18 protein-coding genes are annotated in these 19,255 nt (G+C 33.9%); 7 read left to right on the plus strand and 11 right to left on the minus strand.

Annotated elements, in window-relative coordinates; translation table 11 throughout:
• Nucleotides 1-312 precede the first annotated feature (312 nt).
• Together AC1DY0_RS17530 and AC1DY0_RS17535 are read right to left on the minus strand one after the other, a co-directional pair.
• Nucleotides 313-867 (minus strand): hypothetical protein, encoded by a 555-nt coding sequence (locus AC1DY0_RS17530; RefSeq protein ID WP_477189880.1) that lies wholly within the window; start codon nt 865-867, stop codon nt 313-315.
• A gap of 404 nt (nt 868-1,271) precedes the next feature.
• On the minus strand, nt 1,272-1,637 hold the full coding sequence (locus tag AC1DY0_RS17535) for a transcriptional regulator (protein ID WP_477189881.1): 366 nt from the start codon (nt 1,635-1,637) through the stop codon (nt 1,272-1,274).
• Between the two features lie 757 nt (nt 1,638-2,394).
• On the opposite strand from AC1DY0_RS17535, the gene AC1DY0_RS17540 reads away from it, so the two are divergent.
• The 3 genes from AC1DY0_RS17540 (at nt 2,395) to AC1DY0_RS17550 (ending at nt 4,544) form a co-directional block, all read left to right on the plus strand.
• Nucleotides 2,395-3,252 (plus strand): NAD(P)H-hydrate dehydratase, encoded by an 858-nt coding sequence (locus tag AC1DY0_RS17540; protein WP_477189882.1) that lies wholly within the window; start codon nt 2,395-2,397, stop codon nt 3,250-3,252.
• A 136-nt stretch (nt 3,253-3,388) separates the two neighbouring features.
• On the plus strand, nt 3,389-4,183 hold the full coding sequence (locus AC1DY0_RS17545; RefSeq protein ID WP_477189883.1) for a HipA family kinase: 795 nt from the start codon (nt 3,389-3,391) through the stop codon (nt 4,181-4,183).
• Nucleotides 4,161-4,544 (plus strand): DUF3037 domain-containing protein, encoded by a 384-nt coding sequence (locus AC1DY0_RS17550; protein WP_477189884.1) that lies wholly within the window; start codon nt 4,161-4,163, stop codon nt 4,542-4,544. The genes AC1DY0_RS17545 and AC1DY0_RS17550 overlap by 23 nt, the downstream gene beginning before the upstream one ends.
• Nucleotides 4,545-4,666: 122 nt before the next feature.
• Here the strand turns inward: AC1DY0_RS17550 and AC1DY0_RS17555 are convergent, their stop codons facing one another.
• The 7 genes from AC1DY0_RS17555 to thrA form a co-directional block, all read right to left on the minus strand.
• Nucleotides 4,667-4,951 (minus strand): YciI family protein, encoded by a 285-nt coding sequence (locus AC1DY0_RS17555; RefSeq protein WP_477189885.1) that lies wholly within the window; start codon nt 4,949-4,951, stop codon nt 4,667-4,669.
• Nucleotides 4,952-4,988: 37 nt separating this feature from the next.
• Nucleotides 4,989-5,186 (minus strand): YqaE/Pmp3 family membrane protein, encoded by a 198-nt coding sequence (locus tag AC1DY0_RS17560; protein WP_477189886.1) that lies wholly within the window; start codon nt 5,184-5,186, stop codon nt 4,989-4,991.
• A gap of 51 nt (nt 5,187-5,237) precedes the next feature.
• Nucleotides 5,238-5,645: a VOC family protein gene (locus AC1DY0_RS17565; RefSeq protein ID WP_477189887.1), complete on the minus strand. Its 408-nt coding sequence runs from the start codon at nt 5,643-5,645 to the stop codon at nt 5,238-5,240.
• Nucleotides 5,646-5,671: 26 nt separating this feature from the next.
• The gene (locus AC1DY0_RS17570; RefSeq protein WP_477189888.1) at nt 5,672-6,121 is read right to left on the minus strand and encodes an SRPBCC family protein; all 450 of its coding nucleotides are present in this window, start codon (nt 6,119-6,121) and stop codon (nt 5,672-5,674) included.
• 328 nt (nt 6,122-6,449) lie between these two features.
• Entirely contained in the window at nt 6,450-7,745 is a 1,296-nt protein-coding gene (gene thrC / locus AC1DY0_RS17575) for a threonine synthase (RefSeq protein ID WP_477189889.1), read from the minus strand.
• An 86-nt stretch (nt 7,746-7,831) separates the two neighbouring features.
• Nucleotides 7,832-8,752 (minus strand): homoserine kinase, encoded by a 921-nt coding sequence (locus tag AC1DY0_RS17580; RefSeq protein ID WP_477189890.1) that lies wholly within the window; start codon nt 8,750-8,752, stop codon nt 7,832-7,834.
• Between the two features lie 84 nt (nt 8,753-8,836).
• Nucleotides 8,837-11,284, minus strand: coding sequence for a bifunctional aspartate kinase/homoserine dehydrogenase I (gene thrA / locus AC1DY0_RS17585; RefSeq protein ID WP_477189891.1), 2,448 nt, complete (start codon nt 11,282-11,284; stop codon nt 8,837-8,839).
• Between the two features lie 754 nt (nt 11,285-12,038).
• On the opposite strand from thrA, the gene AC1DY0_RS17590 reads away from it, so the two are divergent.
• From AC1DY0_RS17590 to AC1DY0_RS17605, 4 genes are all read left to right on the plus strand, one after another.
• On the plus strand, nt 12,039-13,124 hold the full coding sequence (locus AC1DY0_RS17590) for a hypothetical protein (protein WP_477189892.1): 1,086 nt from the start codon (nt 12,039-12,041) through the stop codon (nt 13,122-13,124).
• A gap of 208 nt (nt 13,125-13,332) precedes the next feature.
• Nucleotides 13,333-14,847, plus strand: a complete 1,515-nt coding sequence (gene hutH / locus AC1DY0_RS17595) for a histidine ammonia-lyase (protein ID WP_477189893.1) — start codon at nt 13,333-13,335, stop codon at nt 14,845-14,847.
• Nucleotides 14,848-14,896: 49 nt separating this feature from the next.
• Nucleotides 14,897-15,541: a DUF47 domain-containing protein gene (locus AC1DY0_RS17600; protein WP_116795284.1), complete on the plus strand. Its 645-nt coding sequence runs from the start codon at nt 14,897-14,899 to the stop codon at nt 15,539-15,541.
• 29 nt (nt 15,542-15,570) lie between these two features.
• Entirely contained in the window at nt 15,571-16,920 is a 1,350-nt protein-coding gene (locus AC1DY0_RS17605; protein ID WP_477189894.1) for an inorganic phosphate transporter, read from the plus strand.
• Between the two features lie 318 nt (nt 16,921-17,238).
• On the opposite strand, the gene AC1DY0_RS17610 is transcribed toward AC1DY0_RS17605, so the two are convergent.
• Together AC1DY0_RS17610 and rimK are read right to left on the minus strand one after the other, a co-directional pair.
• Entirely contained in the window at nt 17,239-17,754 is a 516-nt protein-coding gene (locus tag AC1DY0_RS17610) for a DUF421 domain-containing protein (RefSeq protein ID WP_477189895.1), read from the minus strand.
• 47 nt (nt 17,755-17,801) lie between these two features.
• The gene (rimK, locus tag AC1DY0_RS17615; RefSeq protein WP_310005015.1) at nt 17,802-19,172 is read right to left on the minus strand and encodes a 30S ribosomal protein S6--L-glutamate ligase; all 1,371 of its coding nucleotides are present in this window, start codon (nt 19,170-19,172) and stop codon (nt 17,802-17,804) included.
• Nucleotides 19,173-19,255 lie beyond the last annotated feature (83 nt).

Consider the following 19,255-nt stretch of genomic DNA (forward strand, 5'->3'; position numbering starts at 1 on the left):
TAAAAGTGATCTATTTAAAGCTAATAAAAGTGATCTATTTAAAGCTAAATGCAAGGCACATTTTTTATCCGATAAAATTAGTAGCTTAAAAAAAGAGCCTTCTCAGAAGGCTTTATTTGAATTGTAGGATTGTAAAATTTGAAGATTTTGAGAAAAAAAAGAGGTTTTTTCACAGCCTGACGTCTTGGTACTACAGCGCGTTTGGGACTAAATTAAACTCATTCTTCGGATTTGCCAAATAATCCCAAGTACAAAACCATCTTTCCTTTAAGCCAAATGCCCAAATCCGTTGTAGTGGCTGTTGGTGGCAGTTTATTTATGGAAATATATAAAACTCATTTCACTATTTACATTTATGCCTTTAAATTTAGCAGGAATCCATTTTGTTTTTTCTACAAATTTTAAAGTTTCATTTTTAAAATATTCTGCAAACTTATTGTTTTCAGAATCTGTGAAACTACAATCAGTTTCAATGTTGCTTATTTTTCCGTTTTTATTTAAAATAAAACTTATTTGTGTACTCGAATAATATTTTCCTGATTTAAATTTATAATCTTTTGGATAAGTAAAATGTTTTTCAAAGTCTTCTTTGGGTTTTTTAAAATAATCTGAATAATTTTTTGTGTTCGGATATCTTGAAGTTGTATCACACTCTTCAAATTTGAACACTAAATTTGGATTATTTATTACAAATTGAATTTCGGCTAAATTTMTTAATGTGTTTATAAATTCATTACCATATTTTTTTTCAATAGCAATTYTCATTTTAGAAGCGTAGCAATTTCTTTTAAATCCATTTAGGTCAGGAATACAGGATACTAAAGCAGAATCAATTTCTATATTATAAGCGGAAAGTAACGTTTTCATTTCTTTATTGCTTCTATACATTTTTGTCTTTCCCYGAAAATAGAAATAAACTAATTTTCCACYTTGTATGTCTTTTTCTGCTCGTTTTTCTTCATTTAGACAAACTGTATCTTCTTTTTTAGTATGATTTTGGTTGTAAACATAAATTGAATCATTTGATTTTTCAATATCATTTTGTTCGTGTTTTTTATTRCAAGAAAACAAAAAGCAAATAGTAATTAATAGAAAGACTTTTAAAATTTTCATAGATTCTTGTTTTCGTCCATTTTGCGGTTAAATTGCCACCAACTAGTATATATGTATAACAAAATCACACAAACCCGCCCAAATTTGGGTGGCTATGTCTAACAAACATACCGTTTATTTTTTTAATAGTATGGGTTTGAAATCAATTTCGGTATCATTTATTGCTTATGGATCATTTCCCTAATTGTTGCCAATTGGATTTCCATTTTTTGTATGATGGCATCTTTTTCGGCCAGTTGTACCTTGAGGGCTTTTTCTTGAATGCTCTCAAAACGATAGGGTAAATATTCACCCAATTGGGCAAGAAAGTTATGCTTTAGCACAAGACTCAGCTTCCATAAAATGGCAAATTGCAAGGAGTCTCTCTTGAAATAGTCATTCAGTCCCGTGGGAATTATTCCCAATGCTCTGGACACATCAGCTTTCTTAATTTTATTGTGGTAAATATGGTAATGAATAAAATTACCTACCAAAGGGTACTGTTCTCCGAGATCTTTCTTGTATTTTTTGTCGGTGTTTATCATTTTTTGTGCGTTTTATTCTATAAATATAATTATTTTAACTCAATAAAAGATGTTAATCACTAATATTATTGGTGTTTAGTACCAATAGTACTGGTGAATATTACCACTATTATTGGTGTTAAATACCAGTATTATTGGTGTTTAGTACCTGTATTGTTGGTATTAAATACCAGTGTTATTGGTGTTTAGTACCTGTATTATTCGTGTTAAGTACCAATAATATTGGTGATTTGTACCTCTATTATAGGTATTTAGTACCAATACTGTTGGTGTTTACTATCTTATTTTCGGATTGCAAACAAGGAAAATAATCATATAAGTATGTATTAATGGAATTTTGGATTGATGCCTTATGAAAATTGATGCTCTCGTTTTCCTTATAGCCGTGGTGAATTGCGTGAGGGATAGACGGAAGCTACCGAAGTAGCCCAGATAGCCCGACCGCTGTAAGGAAAGGGGCTGTATACTCGCTGCTATGAGTTAGCCCCTTTTCTTGCAGTGGTCACGCCCAATGTCATTAAGTTAAGGAATTACTATTTTTATTTTCACGCAGATTTCCGCAGAAAAAAGGGTAAAAAAAATCTGCCAAATCTGCGTGCTGTTTTTTTATTTTTCTTAACTTAATGACATTGTGGTCACGCCCAGATGATTTTAGATTGCAGATTTCAGAATGTAGATTTCAGATTTCAGAATTTAAAAGTTGGATTTTTGATTTTCGATTTTTATTATTTCGTACTTTTAATAGAAAATTCATCTCATGAATAATCCTATTGCAATCGATAGAAATGAAATTCTGAAACGCTACAAAACCATTGATAAATACACCCACAAAGGCATACAGGGACACGCTTTGCTCGTTGGCGGGAGCTATGGAAAGATAGGGGCGGTGTGTTTGGCTTCGAAAGCGGCACTGAAAACGGGTTGTGGACTGGTAACTGCTTTTGTTCCGCAATGTGGCTACGAAATTGTGCAAATCTCCATTCCGGAAGCGATGGTGGTGACGGATGATCACGAAAAATATCTTTCGGAGATTGCTTTGAATCTGGATGTCAATGCAATAGGAATAGGCCCCGGAATGGGACAGAAAATGGCAACTCAAAAAGCACTTCATGATTTTTTGTCAAATACAAGTCTTCCGCTGGTTATCGATGCTGATGCTCTAAATATTTTGTCACATAACCCGTCTTGGGTAGCTTTGGTTTCACCCAGAACCGTTTTGACTCCGCATCCAAAAGAATTGGAACGATTGATAGGGAAATGGTATACAGAAGAAGAAAAGTTTGGAAAAACTGTCGTTTTTTCGCTTGTGAACCAAGTGGTGATTGTGATGAAAGGTGCTCCAACTTATATTGTTGACGGTGAATTGATTTATGTAAATACGACCGGAAACGCTGCGCTGGCCACTGCCGGAAGCGGGGATGTTCTGACGGGGATGATTACGAGTCTTTTGGCACAATCCTATAGATCCATCGATGCAGCTATACTGGGCGTCTACCTGCACGGTTTGACTGCCGATATCTCTTTGCCCGAAACGGGTTATCAGTCTTTTATCGCTTCGGATATTATTGCAAATATTGGGAAAGCATATTTGAGTTTGGAGGATAAAATTGTTTAATCGTTTAAGAGTTTAATCGTTAAATTGATTAAATTGTTTATCGGTTTGAGCTGTCTAGTACAATCTTAGTTTCTTAGTAGCTTAGCGTCTTAAAGAAAATAGTTATTTGTAAGTTTGTAGTTCGTAAAATCATACTATGAGAAAACCACTTGAATTAAGAACTGTAAATGTTACGCGCTATATTTCGCCGCTGCGGGAGGGTGGTTCGTTGCCTGCTCTAGCCGAAGCGGATGATGATTTTAAATATGTTTTGAAATTTAGAGGTGCGGGGCATGGCGTAAAAGCCTTGATCGCCGAACTCATAGGCGGAGAAATCGCCCGAGTTTTGAAGCTAAAAATGCCCGAATTGGTGTTTGCCAATCTCGACGAAGCCTTTGGTCGTACCGAAGGAGATGAGGAAATCCAAGATTTATTGCAAGGAAGTCAAGGACTGAATCTAGCCTTGCATTTTTTGTCGGGAGCTATTACTTTTGATCCCGTGGTGACAAAACTGCCTGCGGACTTGGCTTCGCAAATCGTTTGGTTGGATGCCTTTATTACCAATGTTGATCGTACATTCAGGAATACCAATATGCTTATTTGGCACAAAGAATTATGGCTCATTGATCATGGAGCCTCCCTATATTTTCATCATTCTTGGAATACTTGGGAAACACATGCCAAAAGTCCTTTTGCGCTTATTAAAGATCATGTTTTATTGCCTCAAGCAACCGAACTAAAAGAAACAGACCTTGCTTTTAGAAAGTTACTCACCAAAGAAATACTGCAGGATATTGTCGATTATATTCCCGAAGATTGGCTCCATTGGGAAGACACCGAACAAACCCCAGACGAAATTAGAGAAGTGTACTTTCAGTTTTTATGGACGCGATTGAATCATTCAGAAATTTTTATAAATGAAGCCCAAAATGCAAGAGAAAAACTTATATGAATATGCCGTTATTCGCGTTGTGCCAAGGGTAGAACGTGAAGAATTTCTGAATGTAGGCATTATTCTGTTTTGCAAAAAAGCAAAATTCATAAAAATGCTCTATTCAGTTAATGAAGCAAAATTGCTATTGTTCTCGGAAGATTTTGATTTGGAACAACTCGAATTGAATCTAGAATCTTTTCAGAAAATCGCTCACGGTGGCAAATCCGGTGGGCCTATTGGTGAGTTCGATATTCCGTCCCGTTTTCGTTGGTTGACCGCCATCCGAAGTTCGGCGATACAAACTTCCAGACCACATTCGGGTTTATCTACGGATTTGGATAAAACGATTCAATGCTTGTTTGAAGAATTGGTTTTGTAACTCCTACTGTTTTATAATATGGGCTTAACCCCAAAGCAAAAAATTTCGTTTTTGATTTTATTAGTTGTTTTGGGGATTTTTACACGTAATCAAGAAGGTCTCATTAAAGGTCTTTTTTTTCTTTATATAAAAAGAGCAAAGTCTTCATCATATTTGGTCGGGATTACTTCGGTAATGTCATAATCAGCTATTTCATTCTGATAAAAAGGATCTTGCTTAATAATTTCCTGTAGCGTATCTCTATTCACATTACGAACTAATATTATGCCTCCTGTTCTTGGGTTTTTCCTTCCTGAAAAAATGAATTTTTTTTCTGAATAGTATTTGTCTAAAAATTGAGTATGTGATTCGATAAATTTATCTACCTCACGGATGTCTTTTTTATATGATAATGAAATGATAAACATATTGAGTGTTTTATAGTTTGGCTTTATTACTTGACTGCTATTTTACTTTTATAGCCTTAATCAGCATTTTGTTACGTTTATCAGCTCTTGAGTTTTGTAATGAGATAACGGCCCAAATTACTGCCGGAATCCAGCCAATTAAAGTTACTTGTAAAATTAGGCAGAGAATAGACGTGAGTATTCTGCCTCTCAGAAAGAAGGAAACAAACGGAAAAAATATTGCAATTAATGTCATAGGGCTTTTGGATTGCCTGAAAAGCAATAGTTTGTTTTGCGTTCCGTCTTACTATGCTGTTGGGAATTTTGAAATATCCATATAGAAAATTTCCCAAGTGTGTCCGTCAAAATCTTCGATAGTCCGCTGTTGCATAAAACCATAATCTTTCATTTCGCTTGGCTCAATTCCACCAGCCTTCAGTCCATTTTCCATAATGCTGTTTACTTCATCAACACTTTCAGTAGATAATGAAAAAAGTCCAGCTACGCTTGATTTGGTGTCTGCAATTGGTTTGGTGGCAAAGCCTGCAAACTTTTCGTGTGTCAAAAGCATCACAAAAATATTTTCACACCAAACCATGCACTTTCCGCTGTCGTCCGAAAATTGAGGATTGTTTGTAAAGCCTAATGCAGTATAAAAGGCCATAGATTTTTGCAGGTCAGTTACTGCTAAATTGATGAAAATTTGTTTTGCCATTTTTTTAATTTTTTAGTTTTACTAAGTTAAGCATCTGGAATATTTGGTTCTACCAAACGTTTTAATTTATCTAATGATTCCTGCCAGCCTAAATAACACATTTCGGTTGGAATTGCATCAGGTATTCCTTCCTGTGTTGCAAAAAGTTCTGTACCGCATAATACTTTTCGCAGTTCGATTGTTGTAATCATTTGTCCCGGTAAGTTTGGGTCGTCAAACACGTCTGTGTATTTTAATCGTTCATTAGGTATAATTTCTAAATATTCACCACCAAATGAATGACTGTTTCCTGTAGTGAAATTGGTAAACGACATTTTGTATTTTCCACCAATTTGAACATTCATACTATGTACTTTGCAGACAAAACCATAAGGTGGTAACCACGAAGCCATTGCATCCCCATCTGTGAACGCTTTATAAACTTTCTCAGGAGGTGCCGAAAAAACTCTGTGAAGTGTAACTTTATTATTTGCCATGATGTTATTTTTTAGAGAGTTAAATTTAATGTTTTTTTGAACTAAATTTTTCTGTTTGGCTAAATTTTTTATTGGACAGTGAGTTCGTTTTATTATAAACGCTAATGTTTCTTTGTTACAGCAGGATGTTATTTTGATTGTAGATTTGTATTGTTAGCTCTGCGTGTGTGGTGAAATCGGGAGATTTTGCTAAGCATAACAGCGAATACTTAGTTGAGCTGAGATTATTTTTGTATAAAAAGAAAACCATTTAAATTTCACTAATCACTAGCAAAACTTAAATGGTCTTATATTACTTATATGGTTTGAAAACCTTTTTTTGAAAGAATTATTTTGAATTCAAGAACGCTTTCAATTCATCATAAGTTGAAATTTTAACGCTTACTTTTTCTTTGTTCATCACGCTTTCTATTTGAGTAGGAAGAGGTAATGTTACTCCCAAAGCCGGTTCAACAACATCCAAGAATTTGATAGGATGTGCCGTTTCTAAGAAAATACCAATTGCGTTTGGTATGTTTTGCAATTCTTTTTTCAATCCTAAATAACCAACAGCTCCGTGTGGTTCTGCGATATAGCCTCTTTCGTTATGAATGGCCTTCATCGCTACCAAAGTTTCTGCATCGGTAAAGGTATATGATGTAAAATCTTTTTTGAATTGCTCCAAATCATTTTGGTACATCTCTTGAATGCGAATGAAGTTACTTGGATTCCCAACATCCATAGCATTCGAGATCGTTGCGATTGATGGTTTTGGGTCGTAAATTCCGTTGGCAAGGAATCTTGGCACCGTATCATTTACATTGGTAGAAGCTACGAAATGTTCGATAGGTAAGCCTAATTTCTTAGCAATAATACCTGCGCAAATATTACCAAAGTTTCCGCTTGGACAAGAGAATACTAATGGTTTGTTTTGTGCTTTCAGTGCTTTGTAAGCAAAGAAAAAGTAAAACATTTGTGGTAACCAACGCGCAATATTGATTGAATTGGCAGATGTTAATTGCATATGGCTTAAGCTTTCGTCAAGAAATGCTTTTTTGACCATATCTTGGCAATCATCAAAAACACCGTCTACTTCAAGTGCTTTTATATTCTGCCCCAAAGTCGTTAATTGTCTTTCCTGAATGTCACTCACTTTTCCCGAAGGATAAAGAATCACGACGTCAACACCGTTTACACCAAGAAAACCACTAGCAACAGCACCTCCAGTATCTCCAGAAGTGGCCACAAGCACAGTGTTTTTATTGTCTTTACTGTCTTTGTTGAAATAAGCTAGACAACGAGACATAAATCTTGCGCCCACATCTTTGAACGCCATAGTTGGACCGTGAAATAATTCAAGAGAATAGATTCCGTTTTCAACTTCCACCAATGGGAAATCAAAACATAAAGTTTCGGCAATGATTTGTTTTAAAGTTTCGGCAGGGATTTCGTCTCCCACAAATTGTTTAATCGCTTCAAAAGCGATTTCTTCGTGTGATAAACTTTCGATAGCCTCAAAAAAACTTGGTGCTAATGGAGTGATAGTTTCTGGAAAATACAAACCTTTATCTGTTGCTAATCCTTGTATTACTGCTTCTTGAAAAGAAACGTTTGGTGCATTATGGTTTAAACTGTAATATTTCATTGTTGTTATGCTTAGTGATTAGTCTTTAATGATTAGTAAAAAGTATTTATGCTAATTACTTTTTACTAATCATTAATTACTTTTTATTAAATTATTTTCATCCCTTCATCATTCACTTTGGAAACGTGAATTTCATAAGGCAAATTCATCTCTTCGTAAACGGCACTCATGGCTTTGGCAATTTTATCTGCGTTTTCTTTTCCTTTGCTTAAAGCAAAAATAGAAGGGCCAGAACCCGAAATTCCTGAACCCAAAGCTCCATTTTCATAAGCAGTTTGCTTAATTAAATCAAATCCTGGAATCAGCATGCTGCGGATAGGTTCTATGATTTCATCGTGTAAAGAACGTCCGATTAACTCATAATCCTGAGTATAAAGCCCAGCTACCAATCCACCAACATTTCCCCATTGGGTAATGGCACTTTTTAGGGAAACTGTTTGTTTCAATACTGAACGTGCATCCGATGTTTTCAACTCAATTTGTGGGTGTACCACCGTGGCGTATAATTCTGATGGACTTTCAATTTTGATGATATCCAAAGGATTCGATGATCGTACCAATGTGAAACCTCCCAAAAGGGCAGGGGCAACATTGTCTGCGTGGGCGTTACCACTGGCCAATTTTTCGCCTTGCATGGCAAATTTTACCAATTCTTTTCTTGTGAAAGGACGTCCCAATAATTCGTTGATACCAAAAACTGCACCCGCTGAACTGGCAGCACTACTTCCGATACCACTTCCTGCTTTAATATGTTTGTAGATTTCGATCTCAAAACCAAATTCGGTTTCGATTTCTTCCAACATTGCTAAAGCAGCAACGCCAGCAACATTGTTTTCGGTTTCCAATGGTAAATCGGCGCCCACTATTTTAGTAATACGAACTCCTTTCACATCCGATTTCCGAACGATCATTTCGTCACCTGCAGTGGCTAAACAAAGTCCGAGCACATCAAAACCACACGAAAGATTCGCAATGGTGGCGGGGCAAAATATTTTTATTTCAGTCATTGTTTTTAAGATTCTAAGATTCTAAGTTTCTGAGATTCTGAGATGACTTAGCATCTTAGAGTCTTAGCAACTTAGCAACTTTATTTATACATTTCCTATTCTAATTACATCGGCAAAAATTCCAGAAGCTGTTACTGCTGCTCCTGCACCAGCACCTTTTATCAATAACGGTTGATCAACGTAACGATCGGTGTAGAATAAAACGATATTGTCTTTTCCTTCCAAATTGTAAAATGGGTGGTCTTTTGGAATGAATTGTAAACCTACGCTTGCTTTTCCATTTTCAAATTGGGCCACAAATTTTAGTCTACTCTCTTTTTGATTGGCTTCTGCTAAAATTGATTCAAAGTGTTTTGCGTGTTCTTTTAATGAAGCGAAAAAAGCATCATTATTGGTAGTCCCCATACATTCTTTTGGAAGAAAAGATTTGTTTTCAATGTCTTTAATTTCCATTTGGTAACCGCTTTCACGAATCAAAATAAGGATCTTTCTGGCTACGTCAATTCCGCTTAAATCAATTTTTGGGTCTGGCTCTGTAAATCCTTGAACTCCAGCTTCTTTGACAACATCATGAAAAGTATTATTTTCATCAAAATTATTAAAAATAAAGTTCAAACTACCTGACAAAACGGCTTGTATTTTATGCACTTTATCACCAGAAGCGATTAAGTTTTTTACTGTATCTATAATTGGTAATCCAGCTCCAACATTCGTTTCAAAAAGGAAAGGCGCATTGAATTTACGAGATAAACTTTTTAGGTTTTTGTAATTGTCATAGGCCGATGAACAAGCAATTTTGTTGCAAGTTACTACCGCTACGTTTTGTTTTAAATACTGATCGTATGTTTTAGACACATCTTCATTGGCAGTGATATCCACAAAAATACTGTTACGTAAATTCAGTGTTTTTACATTTGCAATAAATTGCTCTCTGTTGGCTGATTCTCCTTTTTCAAGAAGTGATTGCCATTCTTTTAGAGGCATTCCATCTTCATCAAAATACATTTTTCTGGAGTTGGAAACAGCAATAACCCTTACGTTTATTTTTAAATTTTCTCTTAGAAATTTCTTTTGCTGATGAATTTGTTCGATGAATTTCTCACCCACATTTCCAACACCCATTACAAATAGGTTTAATTGCTTAGTGTTTTCTTCAAAGAAATTTTCGTGTAAAGTGTTCAACGCTTTTTTGACGTCTCTTTCATTGATAACCACCGAGATGTTTCTTTCCGAAGCACCTTGTGCAATTGCACGAATATTGACATTGTTTTTTCCTAAAGTACTGAACATTCTTCCACTCAAACCTTGATGGTTTTTCATGTTTTCACCTACCAAAGCGATAATGCAAAGATTTTGTTCTACAATACAAGGATCAATTTTGTTTTGTGCAATTTCTATTTGAAAAGCTTTATTGATAGCAATTTCAGCAGTTTCGGCATCTGAATTTAAAATACCAATACATATAGAATGCTCCGATGAAGCTTGAGTAATAAAAATTACGTTTATACTTTCATTAGATAAAACTTCAAATAGTCTTTTGGAAGAACCAGCAACTCCAATCATACCTGAACCTTCTAGAGTTATCAAAGTAATGTTATCGATGTGACTAATCCCTTTTACTGGATTTGTATGCGCAGAAACAATATTGGAAATCAAAGTCCCTTCGGCTTGTGGCTCGAAAGTATTCTTGATTATAATTGGAATATTTTTTCTTAAAACAGGCTGAATTGTTGGCGGATACAATACTTTGGCACCAAAATGAGACAATTCCATTGCTTCTTGGTAAGATATTGTAGCAATAGGTTGTGCTTGTTTTACAATTTTTGGATTTGCTGTAAACATTCCATTTACATCTGTCCAAATTTCTAAATCTGTAGAATTTAATGCTCCTGCAATAATAGCGGCAGTATAATCCGAACCACCACGACCTAAAGTAGTATTTATACCATCTTCAGTTGTAGCAATAAAACCGGGCATCACAACAACTTGATTTTCATTAGATGCAAAAAAATCTGCAATCAGTTGGTTTGAATGTTCAAAGTTCACCGCTGCTTTTCCAAAATGATTGTTTGTTTTAATCAATTCTCGGCTGTCTTTGTAACGACTGTTTTTTAGCTTTTGTTTTAAAGCCTCGGCAATGATATAAGAAGATAATAATTCTCCAAAACTTAGAATGGTATCTAGAGTTCTTGGGGATAATTCTCCCAAAAGAAAGCAACCGTCAAGCAGTGTTTCCAGGTGATTGATGATTCTTTTGATATGACTTAACAAGCCGCTTTGTTCACTTACGGGAATAAGTTGTTTAAGTGCTTCTAAATGTTTTTTCTCGATTTCGGTAACAATATCTTTAAAGCTTTCATCATTTGCAGCCGCTTTGGATGCAGCCAATTGTAATAAATCAGTTACTTTACTTAAGGCTGATACGACAACAACAAGTTTTTCTTCTTGTGCTTTATTAATGACTATATCTAAAACTAGTTTTATGTTTTCTGCATTGGCTACCGAAGTTCCGCCAAATTTTAATACTTTCATATGGTAGATATTATTATGTATTTGTTTTAATGTAATTTGGTATCGCTATTTTATATGATCATCACTATTTGAAATCTTAACGATATTTATATTGTATTTTGTTATTTTAAATTGCAAAAGGCTTCTATACACCCATGACTATCTTTCTTTAAGAAAAAAGTACAGCAACTGGATTATATGTAAAATGTATACCCCTAAGGGGTAGTAGTTGTAGTAGATGTAGTTGTAACAGCAAGCGCAACCCAGATTTGAGTTGTTATCGAAGGATGATATGTGCTGTTAAATTTTTTCATTTTTGATTTCCCAAAAGTACAGTTTTTCATTAAAAAATAAAGCTTTGTGAGGTATTTTTGCGAATAGTTCAATATTTAAATTTAATATGGATTCAAATTTGATATTGTATAATTTATTTCTTTGTTTGTTGAGATTATCTTTAATTTATACTCTTTTTGGAAGTGATTTTCTATGATGATTTTCTTTTGATTAAGTTACAACTTGTGGTAAAATAGGCTTGTGGATAATGTTGTAATGATGAAAATGTAAATTATAAGTTTTTTAAAACTCGTTATTTTCTGCTTTTTAAGAATTATTTAGGGACATTAATTGTAGTGTGATAATTATTTTTCTTTGGCTATGATTTTTAGATTTAATTAATGAATTTAAGTTTTTATTAATGTAAAGCATTTATTCTTTTTTTTCCTTAAATTGTAAAAATTATACTATTTTGGCTAAAAATAATTCTAAAAATATTATAATGAAAAAACAGATTGCATTATTATGTATTGCTTTTTTTACCCTAGTATCTTGCAGTGGCAATGATGATTCTCCAATTGTTGTACCATCGGCAACTACAGCTCAAGCGGTTTTAGATGGAAATTCAATAAATGTTACTTGGCCAGCTGTAGCAGGTACAGGAATTACATATAATATTTATAGAAATGACAATCCAGTAAAAATTAATTCAACTCCACTTACGGAAGCAAAATTCACAGATGTTTTAACTACTACAGGAGCTTTTACATATACTGTTACAGTAAATTTGTCAGGTCAAGAAAGTCCAAAAGGTATTGCTTCTGAAAAAGTAGTATTGGAAGTCCCTAAAACAAGAACAGCTGAACAATATAGTTATGATGCTATTACTGGAGCAACTATAGTAGATAAAAGTTTTAGTGTTTTTACTTATGACTCAATGAACATAGTTAAGCTAATTAGTATTTCAGGTACCTATTTAAGTTTTGGAAACACAATACCTACAGAAGCAAATACAGATATATATACTTATACTGGGAATTTAATAACAAAATTGGAATCTGTTGATAAAGCGGGTATAGTGCAAAGTTCGACAGTGTATTTGTATAATGATAAAAACAAATTGATTTCGCAGACGAATACCCAAAATAAAGACCAAATTTATAAAATAGTATTTGAGTATAATATTGATGGTACAGTATCAAGTACTCATTATTCAAATTATTCTGGAGTGCTGGAGCCAAGAGGTAATTCTTCTGTTTATACGATTTTGAATGGAAATGTGATAAAAGAGGAATCTATATATGTAGATAATTATGGTGTTGAAGAAAAGAATACTTTAGAATCTATTTTTGACACAAAAAAGAATCCGTTTTTTTATGTTTTAGGATTTTCTACTTGTAGTTTATGGAATGCAAATCAAAGTAATGAAATTAGTTCCGTAAGTACTAGTGATAGATCTTCAATAATATATACAACAAGACATGAGATTACTTATAATTTAAATGGTAGTCTATTAGTAAATAAGTTTTACACAAAAAGTGGAACTAATCCTGAAAAGCTTTATAGCGTAGTTACTTATACTTATTAATAAAAATGAATTTATTTGGTTGTGAAACCTAATCTAATTTGAAATACAATATCACAAAAGCAACTCAAATAGAGTTGCTTTTGTGATTACATTATATCGTACTCTTCTTGTTTTATTTTTTATTTCATCTTAAAATTTAAATTATTATCAAAAAACATTGCTTTTTAATATTGATTTGTGGAATTTTGAACACTTAAATTCAAACAAAATGGAGAATACACATTATATAAGTACCGAATTACTTTCTTTTGAGGTTTTACAGGAAATTATTTCTCATAATAAATCAATTGCTCTTTCAGAGGCTGCAAAAACGAATATCCTTAAGTGTAGAAAATACTTGGATAGTAAAATGGCTTCTCATTCGGAACCAATTTACGGAATCAATACTGGTTTTGGATCACTTTGTAATGTAAAAATTTCAAATGAAAACCTTTCTAAACTTCAAGAAAATCTCGTAAAGTCACATTCTTGTGGGACAGGAGAGGAAGTGCCAAACGATATTGTAAAATTGATGCTGTTGCTAAAAATTCAATCTTTAAGTTATGGGCATTCTGGAGTGCAATTGCAAACAGTGGATCGATTGGTTGATTTTTATAATAATGATATATTGCCAGTTATTTACACTCAAGGTTCACTTGGGGCTTCTGGAGATTTAGCACCTTTGGCACATTTATCATTGCCTTTATTAGGTGAAGGAGAAGTTTTGTTTGAAGGTAAAAAAGTACATTCTAGCGAAGTGTTGAAGCATTTTGGTTGGGAACCTATCGTTTTAAAGTCAAAAGAAGGCTTGGCATTATTAAACGGAACTCAATTCATGAGTGCTTACGGTGCTCATATCTCAATGAAAGCAAACAAATTTTCATTTTTAGCCGATTTAATTGGGACAATATCATTGGAAGGTTTTGATGGTAGAATTGAACCTTTTAATGAGTTGATTCATTATATACGTCCTCATAACGGTCAAATTGCTACAGCCAAAAGAGTAAAAGAGTTTTTGGAGGGAAGTGAAATTATTGAACAGCCTAAAACGCATGTTCAGGATCCATATTCTTTCCGTTGTATTCCACAAGTGCATGGCGCTTCAAAAGATGCATTTGATTATGTGAAAAAAGTTTTTAAAACAGAGATAAATTCGGTAACCGATAACCCAAATATATTTATAGAAAGCGACCAGATTATTTCGGGTGGAAATTTTCATGGGCAGCCTTTGGCTTTGGCTTTAGATTTTATGGCTATTGCTTTGGCAGAATTAGGTAGTATTTCTGAGCGCAGAACATATCAATTGATTTCTGGATTGCGTAATCTTCCTGCGTTCTTGGTTGATAATCCAGGATTGAATTCCGGATTTATGATTCCGCAGTATACTGCCGCAAGTATTGCAAGTCAAAACAAACAATTGGCAACTCCTTCGAGCGTAGATAGTATAGTTTCAAGCAATGGTCAGGAAGATCATGTAAGCATGGGAGCTAATGGTGCGACCAAATGTTTACGTGTGATGGAAAATTTGGAGCGTATTTTGGCCATAGAATTGATGAATGCTTCACAAGCAATAGAATATCGCAGACCTTTAAAGTCAAGTGATTTTATAGAAATGTTTTTAAAATCTTACAGGAGTGAAGTTCCTTTGGTAAAAGAAGACAGAATTCTTCATTATGATATTGAGAAAACAGTGACTTTCCTGAATAGTTTTCAAATCGAAGAGGATTTGTTAACATTAGCTTAACATTAGCTTTAAATAATGAAGTAATTTTGCACTACTAAAACATAAACAAATGTCATTAAATAGTATTTTTCAATTTTTAGTTCCAAAAGACAAAAAATTCTTTCCTCTTTTCGAAGAAGCATCAAGTAATTTAATCGAATTGGCTTCAATTTTGCACGAAGCCGTAAATCTTCCATTGAAAGAAAGAGAAGTTCTTTTTCTTAAAATAGATGAATTAGAACAAAAAGGCGAAGACATTACACGTCAAACCAATTTAGAATTGAGTAGAAATTTCATTACTCCTTTTGACAGGGAAGATATTCACTCCCTAATCACTTCAATTGATTATGTAGCCGATTATCTTCATGGTGCTGCTTCAAGAATGCGTTTATATCAGGTGGATAAAATCACGAAATCAATTCGTAAAATGACAGAAATCAATTTAGAGGCTTGTCAAAATATTGATGTTGCGGTAAAAGAGTTGAAAAACTTGAGCAATATGAAGACGATTACTAACGCTTGTGCCAAAATTAATAAGTTGGAAAACAAGTCGGATATGGTATATAACAAAGCTGTTTTTGAAATTTTCGAAAACGAAACCGATGCCAAAAATATCATTAAATATAAAGAAGTATTGTCAGTTTTAGAATCAGCAACTGATAAATGTAAGAGTGTTGCTAGTGTTTTAGAATCTATTACGGTAAAACATTCTTAATTTAATTCTATTCATTTGAAGATATTGATATGACTTTACTCATAATTATTATAGTTCTAGCATTAATTTTTGATTACATCAATGGTTTCCATGATGCTGCCAATGCTATTGCTACTGTTGTTGCAACCAAGGTTTTATCGCCATTTCAAGCGGTACTTTGGGCAGCTTTTTTTAACTTTTTGGCCTATTGGGTTTTTGGCTTGGGTGTTGCAAATACCGTTGCAAAAACGGCCGATTCAAGTCAAATTGATTTAGTAGTTATCCTTGCAGGTGTTGTAGCGGCAATTATTTGGAATTTAATTACTTGGTGGCAAGGAATTCCTTCCAGTTCTTCACATACTTTGATTGGTGGTTTTGCTGGTGCTGCGGTTGCTCATGCAATTACAATGCACGGTTTTTCAGATTATATTTTAATAGAAGATGGAGTACAGCACACTAGGCATTGGTATGATATTGTAAGTTGGTACAAAGCAGGAAAAGATGGAGGCATGCCTTCTGGTGTAGTAATTATCATTGCATTTATAGTTCTTGCCCCTTTGTTAGGAGCTTTAATGTCATATTTGATTTCTATTTGGTTGTTAAATGCCTCTAGGAAAAGTATTGTGCCTAAATTGTTTACAGTTGCATTAATGATATTGTCAATTTGGTTTGTTTATAGCCAAATGGTTCCATTCGAAAAAATAGAAAAGCCTCGTTTTGAATCTTCTGTTTTTTGGAGTGTCGTATTTGAATCACATAATATCAAGTGGTTTTTGGTAGCTTTTATAATACTATCGATTTCAACATTTGCTTTAGTATTTAGTAGTTTAAATTTACACAAAGCCGATGCAGTTTTGAAAAAAATGCAATTGCTTTCTTCTGCTGCTTTTAGTTTAGGTCACGGTGGAAATGATTCTCAAAAAGTAATGGGGATTATTGCTGCGGCCGTGGCGGTTTATATTAAAACTAGCGGTGTTGATATTATGCATCTACCAGAATGGTTGCAAGTAGTTCTTCCAGATGATGATAAAGGAATAAAAGGAGCAATGCCTGAATGGATTCCTTTGGCTTGTTATACTGCTATTGCTGTTGGAACATTAAGTGGTGGTTGGAAAATTGTGAAAACAATGGGTTCTAAAATTACCAAAGTAACTTCTTTTGAAGGAGTAGCTGCTGAAACTGCAGGAGCTTTAACGCTTTATTTCACTGAACATTTTAAAGTACCGGTAAGTACAACACATACTATTACAGGATCTATTATTGGAGTTGGATTAACGAAACGTATTTCGGCTGTTCGTTGGGGTGTAACGGTAAGTTTACTCTGGGCTTGGGTACTAACGATTCCAGTTTCTGCATTACTGGCTGCGTTAGTATATTGGTTTCTAAATATATTTTTATAAAATAATTACACATTATAAAAAAAACCATTCGCATTTCGAATGGTTTTTTTTATGGCTTAAATTTTGTGTTTTTTTTTTGGGGGGAAGCAAGATATGTTCAGTAATAATCAACAGGTCTCCAGCTGTCCACTATATTCCCGATTTAGAAAAATTACGGCAAAAAAGCCTTGTTTTTCTAAATCGGGAGATGCCGTTTCCATCTGGGCTAAAGATAAGTTTAGTGGTTTTAACAACTTTTCAAAAAAAAGGAATTCAATATTATGTCAACAGTTGTGGTTTTGGAAGAAAATAAATTTTTAGAAGTTTTTATGGTAGACTCTAATTTCCTTGAATTAAGTTTTTATGATTCTTTCTGCGTTTGTAGTGGGTTTGTTTTAGATTATTTTCACCTGTAATGATGCTTATATTTCCATCAATTTCAAGCATAGCCAGTTTTACATCCTTGAAAGATTCTACACCGTGTTCTCTCATGGCCTCTTTTAATTCATCCGAAGTAATGTCTAATTTACTCAAGTTTTTGAAATCTAAAGTTCCGTTATGAATTAGGATTTCAGGTTTCTCAAGCATGAATTCACTGAATTTTTTATACCTAAATATTAATTTCTTTAATATGAAATTAATAGTAAAAAGTATTGTAGCTGCAGCCAGACCTCCCCAAAGAGTTGTATTGTTTCCAACCATTGCATTTTGTACGGAGTTGCTTATTAGTAAAATCAAAATCACATCAGCAGTGTTGAGTTGAGATAATTCTTTTTTACCAAAAATACGCAATGCAATAACCATGAATAAATAAACAGCTGCACTACGAATAACAATATCTAAGTAGGGATTCATAATGTAGATTTTTTTTTATAAATGTATTTTTATTCTTTTAAGAAAATCTACTTAATTTTAAAATTCTTCTCAATTGCTTTAATCATTTCTCCAGCAATATCTTTATTTGTGGCACCTTCAATTCCTTCAAGTCCAGGAGAAGAGTTTACTTCAAGCAATAAAGGCCCTTTAGCAGAGCGAATAATATCTACGCCGGCAACTTTTAAATCCATTGCTTTAGCAGCTTTTATTGCAATCCTTTTTTCTTCTGCCGTAACTTTAATTACAGATGCTGTTCCGCCCAAATGGATATTGGCTCTAAATTCCCCAGGCATAGCTTCTCTTTGGATTGCAGCGACAACTTTGCCGTCTATTACAAAGCAACGAATATCTTTTCCGTTGGCTTCTTTAATGAATTCTTGTACTAATATATTGGCATTAAGGCTTTTGAATGCGTTAATTACACTTTCTGCGGCTTTTTTGGTTTCTGCCAAGACAACACCTTTTCCTTGAGTTCCTTCCAGTAATTTTACAATAAGAGGAGAACCTCCAACCATTTTGATTAAATTATCAGTATCCAAAGGTGAATTGGCAAATCCAGTTGTTGGGATATCTACACCGTGATTTAATAATAATTGTAAAGAAAATAATTTGTCCCTGGATTGTGTAATTGCGGTCGATGAGTTCAAGCAGTACACTTTTAAGGCTTCAAATTGACGAGTTAAGGCACAGCCGTAAAAGGTGATGCTCGGCCTAATTCTAGGGATAATAGCGTCAAATTGGTTTAATATTTTTCCACCGCGATAATGAATTTCTGGAGTTTTTGCATCCAGTTTCATGTAACATTCTTTAATATTCAAAAAATGCATTTCGTGACCACGCATTTCTCCAGCTTCCATAATTCTTTTGTTACTGTACAATTCAGGATTACTGGCTAAAAGTCCTATTCTTAAACCAGAGCTGGCTTTTTCTGAATTCTTATATAATTCAACAAGGCTTTCTGTAGTAGGCTGTCCTAAAAGATATTTTTGTTCTGGGTCAACCAATATTCTTCCGCTCATGGCTTCACGCCCCAAAAGCATTCTAAAACCCATTGAATCACGATTTGTAAGGGTCATTTCAATTGGCCATTTCGAATCTCCAATGGCAATTTGAGTTTGAATAACATATCGGTGTTCTCTAAAACCACTGGAACTTTTTACTATTCTTTTGTCAACCATTGGAGCTTCACAATGGATAACGGTTTTTGTGTTGTTCTGAATGGGATTAATGTCAAACTTTACCCAGTTGGCGTCATTCTTTATAAATGGAGCAATATTGATGGCATGCAAAGCAGATGTTTTTGCGCCGGAATCAACACGAGCTTTAATTGTAGGGATTCCTAATTCTGGAAAAGAGCACCATTCTTCGCTACCCAGTATGACTTTATTTTGAAACATAAATTAATTTTGTTGATCTTTTTTATAACTATCAAATGTAGATATTTGTTTTTAAAAAAATACGATAATATCCTATAAAAAAT

Source organism: Flavobacterium sp. P1_E4 (assembly GCF_056405915.1).

What these genes read in the sequence shown, in the direction of transcription:
- AC1DY0_RS17535 (WP_477189881.1), bottom strand. Translation starts at nt 1,637, where the DNA reads ATGATAAACACCGACAAAAAATACAAGAAAGATCTCGGAGAACAGTAC.
- AC1DY0_RS17540 (WP_477189882.1), top strand. Translation starts at nt 2,395, where the DNA reads ATGAATAATCCTATTGCAATCGATAGAAATGAAATTCTGAAACGCTAC.
- AC1DY0_RS17545 (WP_477189883.1), top strand. Translation starts at nt 3,389, where the DNA reads ATGAGAAAACCACTTGAATTAAGAACTGTAAATGTTACGCGCTATATT.
- AC1DY0_RS17550 (WP_477189884.1), top strand. Translation starts at nt 4,161, where the DNA reads ATGCAAGAGAAAAACTTATATGAATATGCCGTTATTCGCGTTGTGCCA.
- AC1DY0_RS17555 (WP_477189885.1), bottom strand. Translation starts at nt 4,951, where the DNA reads ATGTTTATCATTTCATTATCATATAAAAAAGACATCCGTGAGGTAGAT.
- AC1DY0_RS17560 (WP_477189886.1), bottom strand. Translation starts at nt 5,186, where the DNA reads ATGACATTAATTGCAATATTTTTTCCGTTTGTTTCCTTCTTTCTGAGA.
- AC1DY0_RS17565 (WP_477189887.1), bottom strand. Translation starts at nt 5,645, where the DNA reads ATGGCAAAACAAATTTTCATCAATTTAGCAGTAACTGACCTGCAAAAA.
- AC1DY0_RS17570 (WP_477189888.1), bottom strand. Translation starts at nt 6,121, where the DNA reads ATGGCAAATAATAAAGTTACACTTCACAGAGTTTTTTCGGCACCTCCT.
- thrC (WP_477189889.1), bottom strand. Translation starts at nt 7,745, where the DNA reads ATGAAATATTACAGTTTAAACCATAATGCACCAAACGTTTCTTTTCAA.
- AC1DY0_RS17580 (WP_477189890.1), bottom strand. Translation starts at nt 8,752, where the DNA reads ATGACTGAAATAAAAATATTTTGCCCCGCCACCATTGCGAATCTTTCG.
- thrA (WP_477189891.1), bottom strand. Translation starts at nt 11,284, where the DNA reads ATGAAAGTATTAAAATTTGGCGGAACTTCGGTAGCCAATGCAGAAAAC.
- AC1DY0_RS17590 (WP_477189892.1), top strand. Translation starts at nt 12,039, where the DNA reads ATGAAAAAACAGATTGCATTATTATGTATTGCTTTTTTTACCCTAGTA.
- hutH (WP_477189893.1), top strand. Translation starts at nt 13,333, where the DNA reads ATGGAGAATACACATTATATAAGTACCGAATTACTTTCTTTTGAGGTT.
- AC1DY0_RS17600 (WP_116795284.1), top strand. Translation starts at nt 14,897, where the DNA reads ATGTCATTAAATAGTATTTTTCAATTTTTAGTTCCAAAAGACAAAAAA.
- AC1DY0_RS17605 (WP_477189894.1), top strand. Translation starts at nt 15,571, where the DNA reads ATGACTTTACTCATAATTATTATAGTTCTAGCATTAATTTTTGATTAC.
- AC1DY0_RS17610 (WP_477189895.1), bottom strand. Translation starts at nt 17,754, where the DNA reads ATGAATCCCTACTTAGATATTGTTATTCGTAGTGCAGCTGTTTATTTA.
- rimK (WP_310005015.1), bottom strand. Translation starts at nt 19,172, where the DNA reads ATGTTTCAAAATAAAGTCATACTGGGTAGCGAAGAATGGTGCTCTTTT.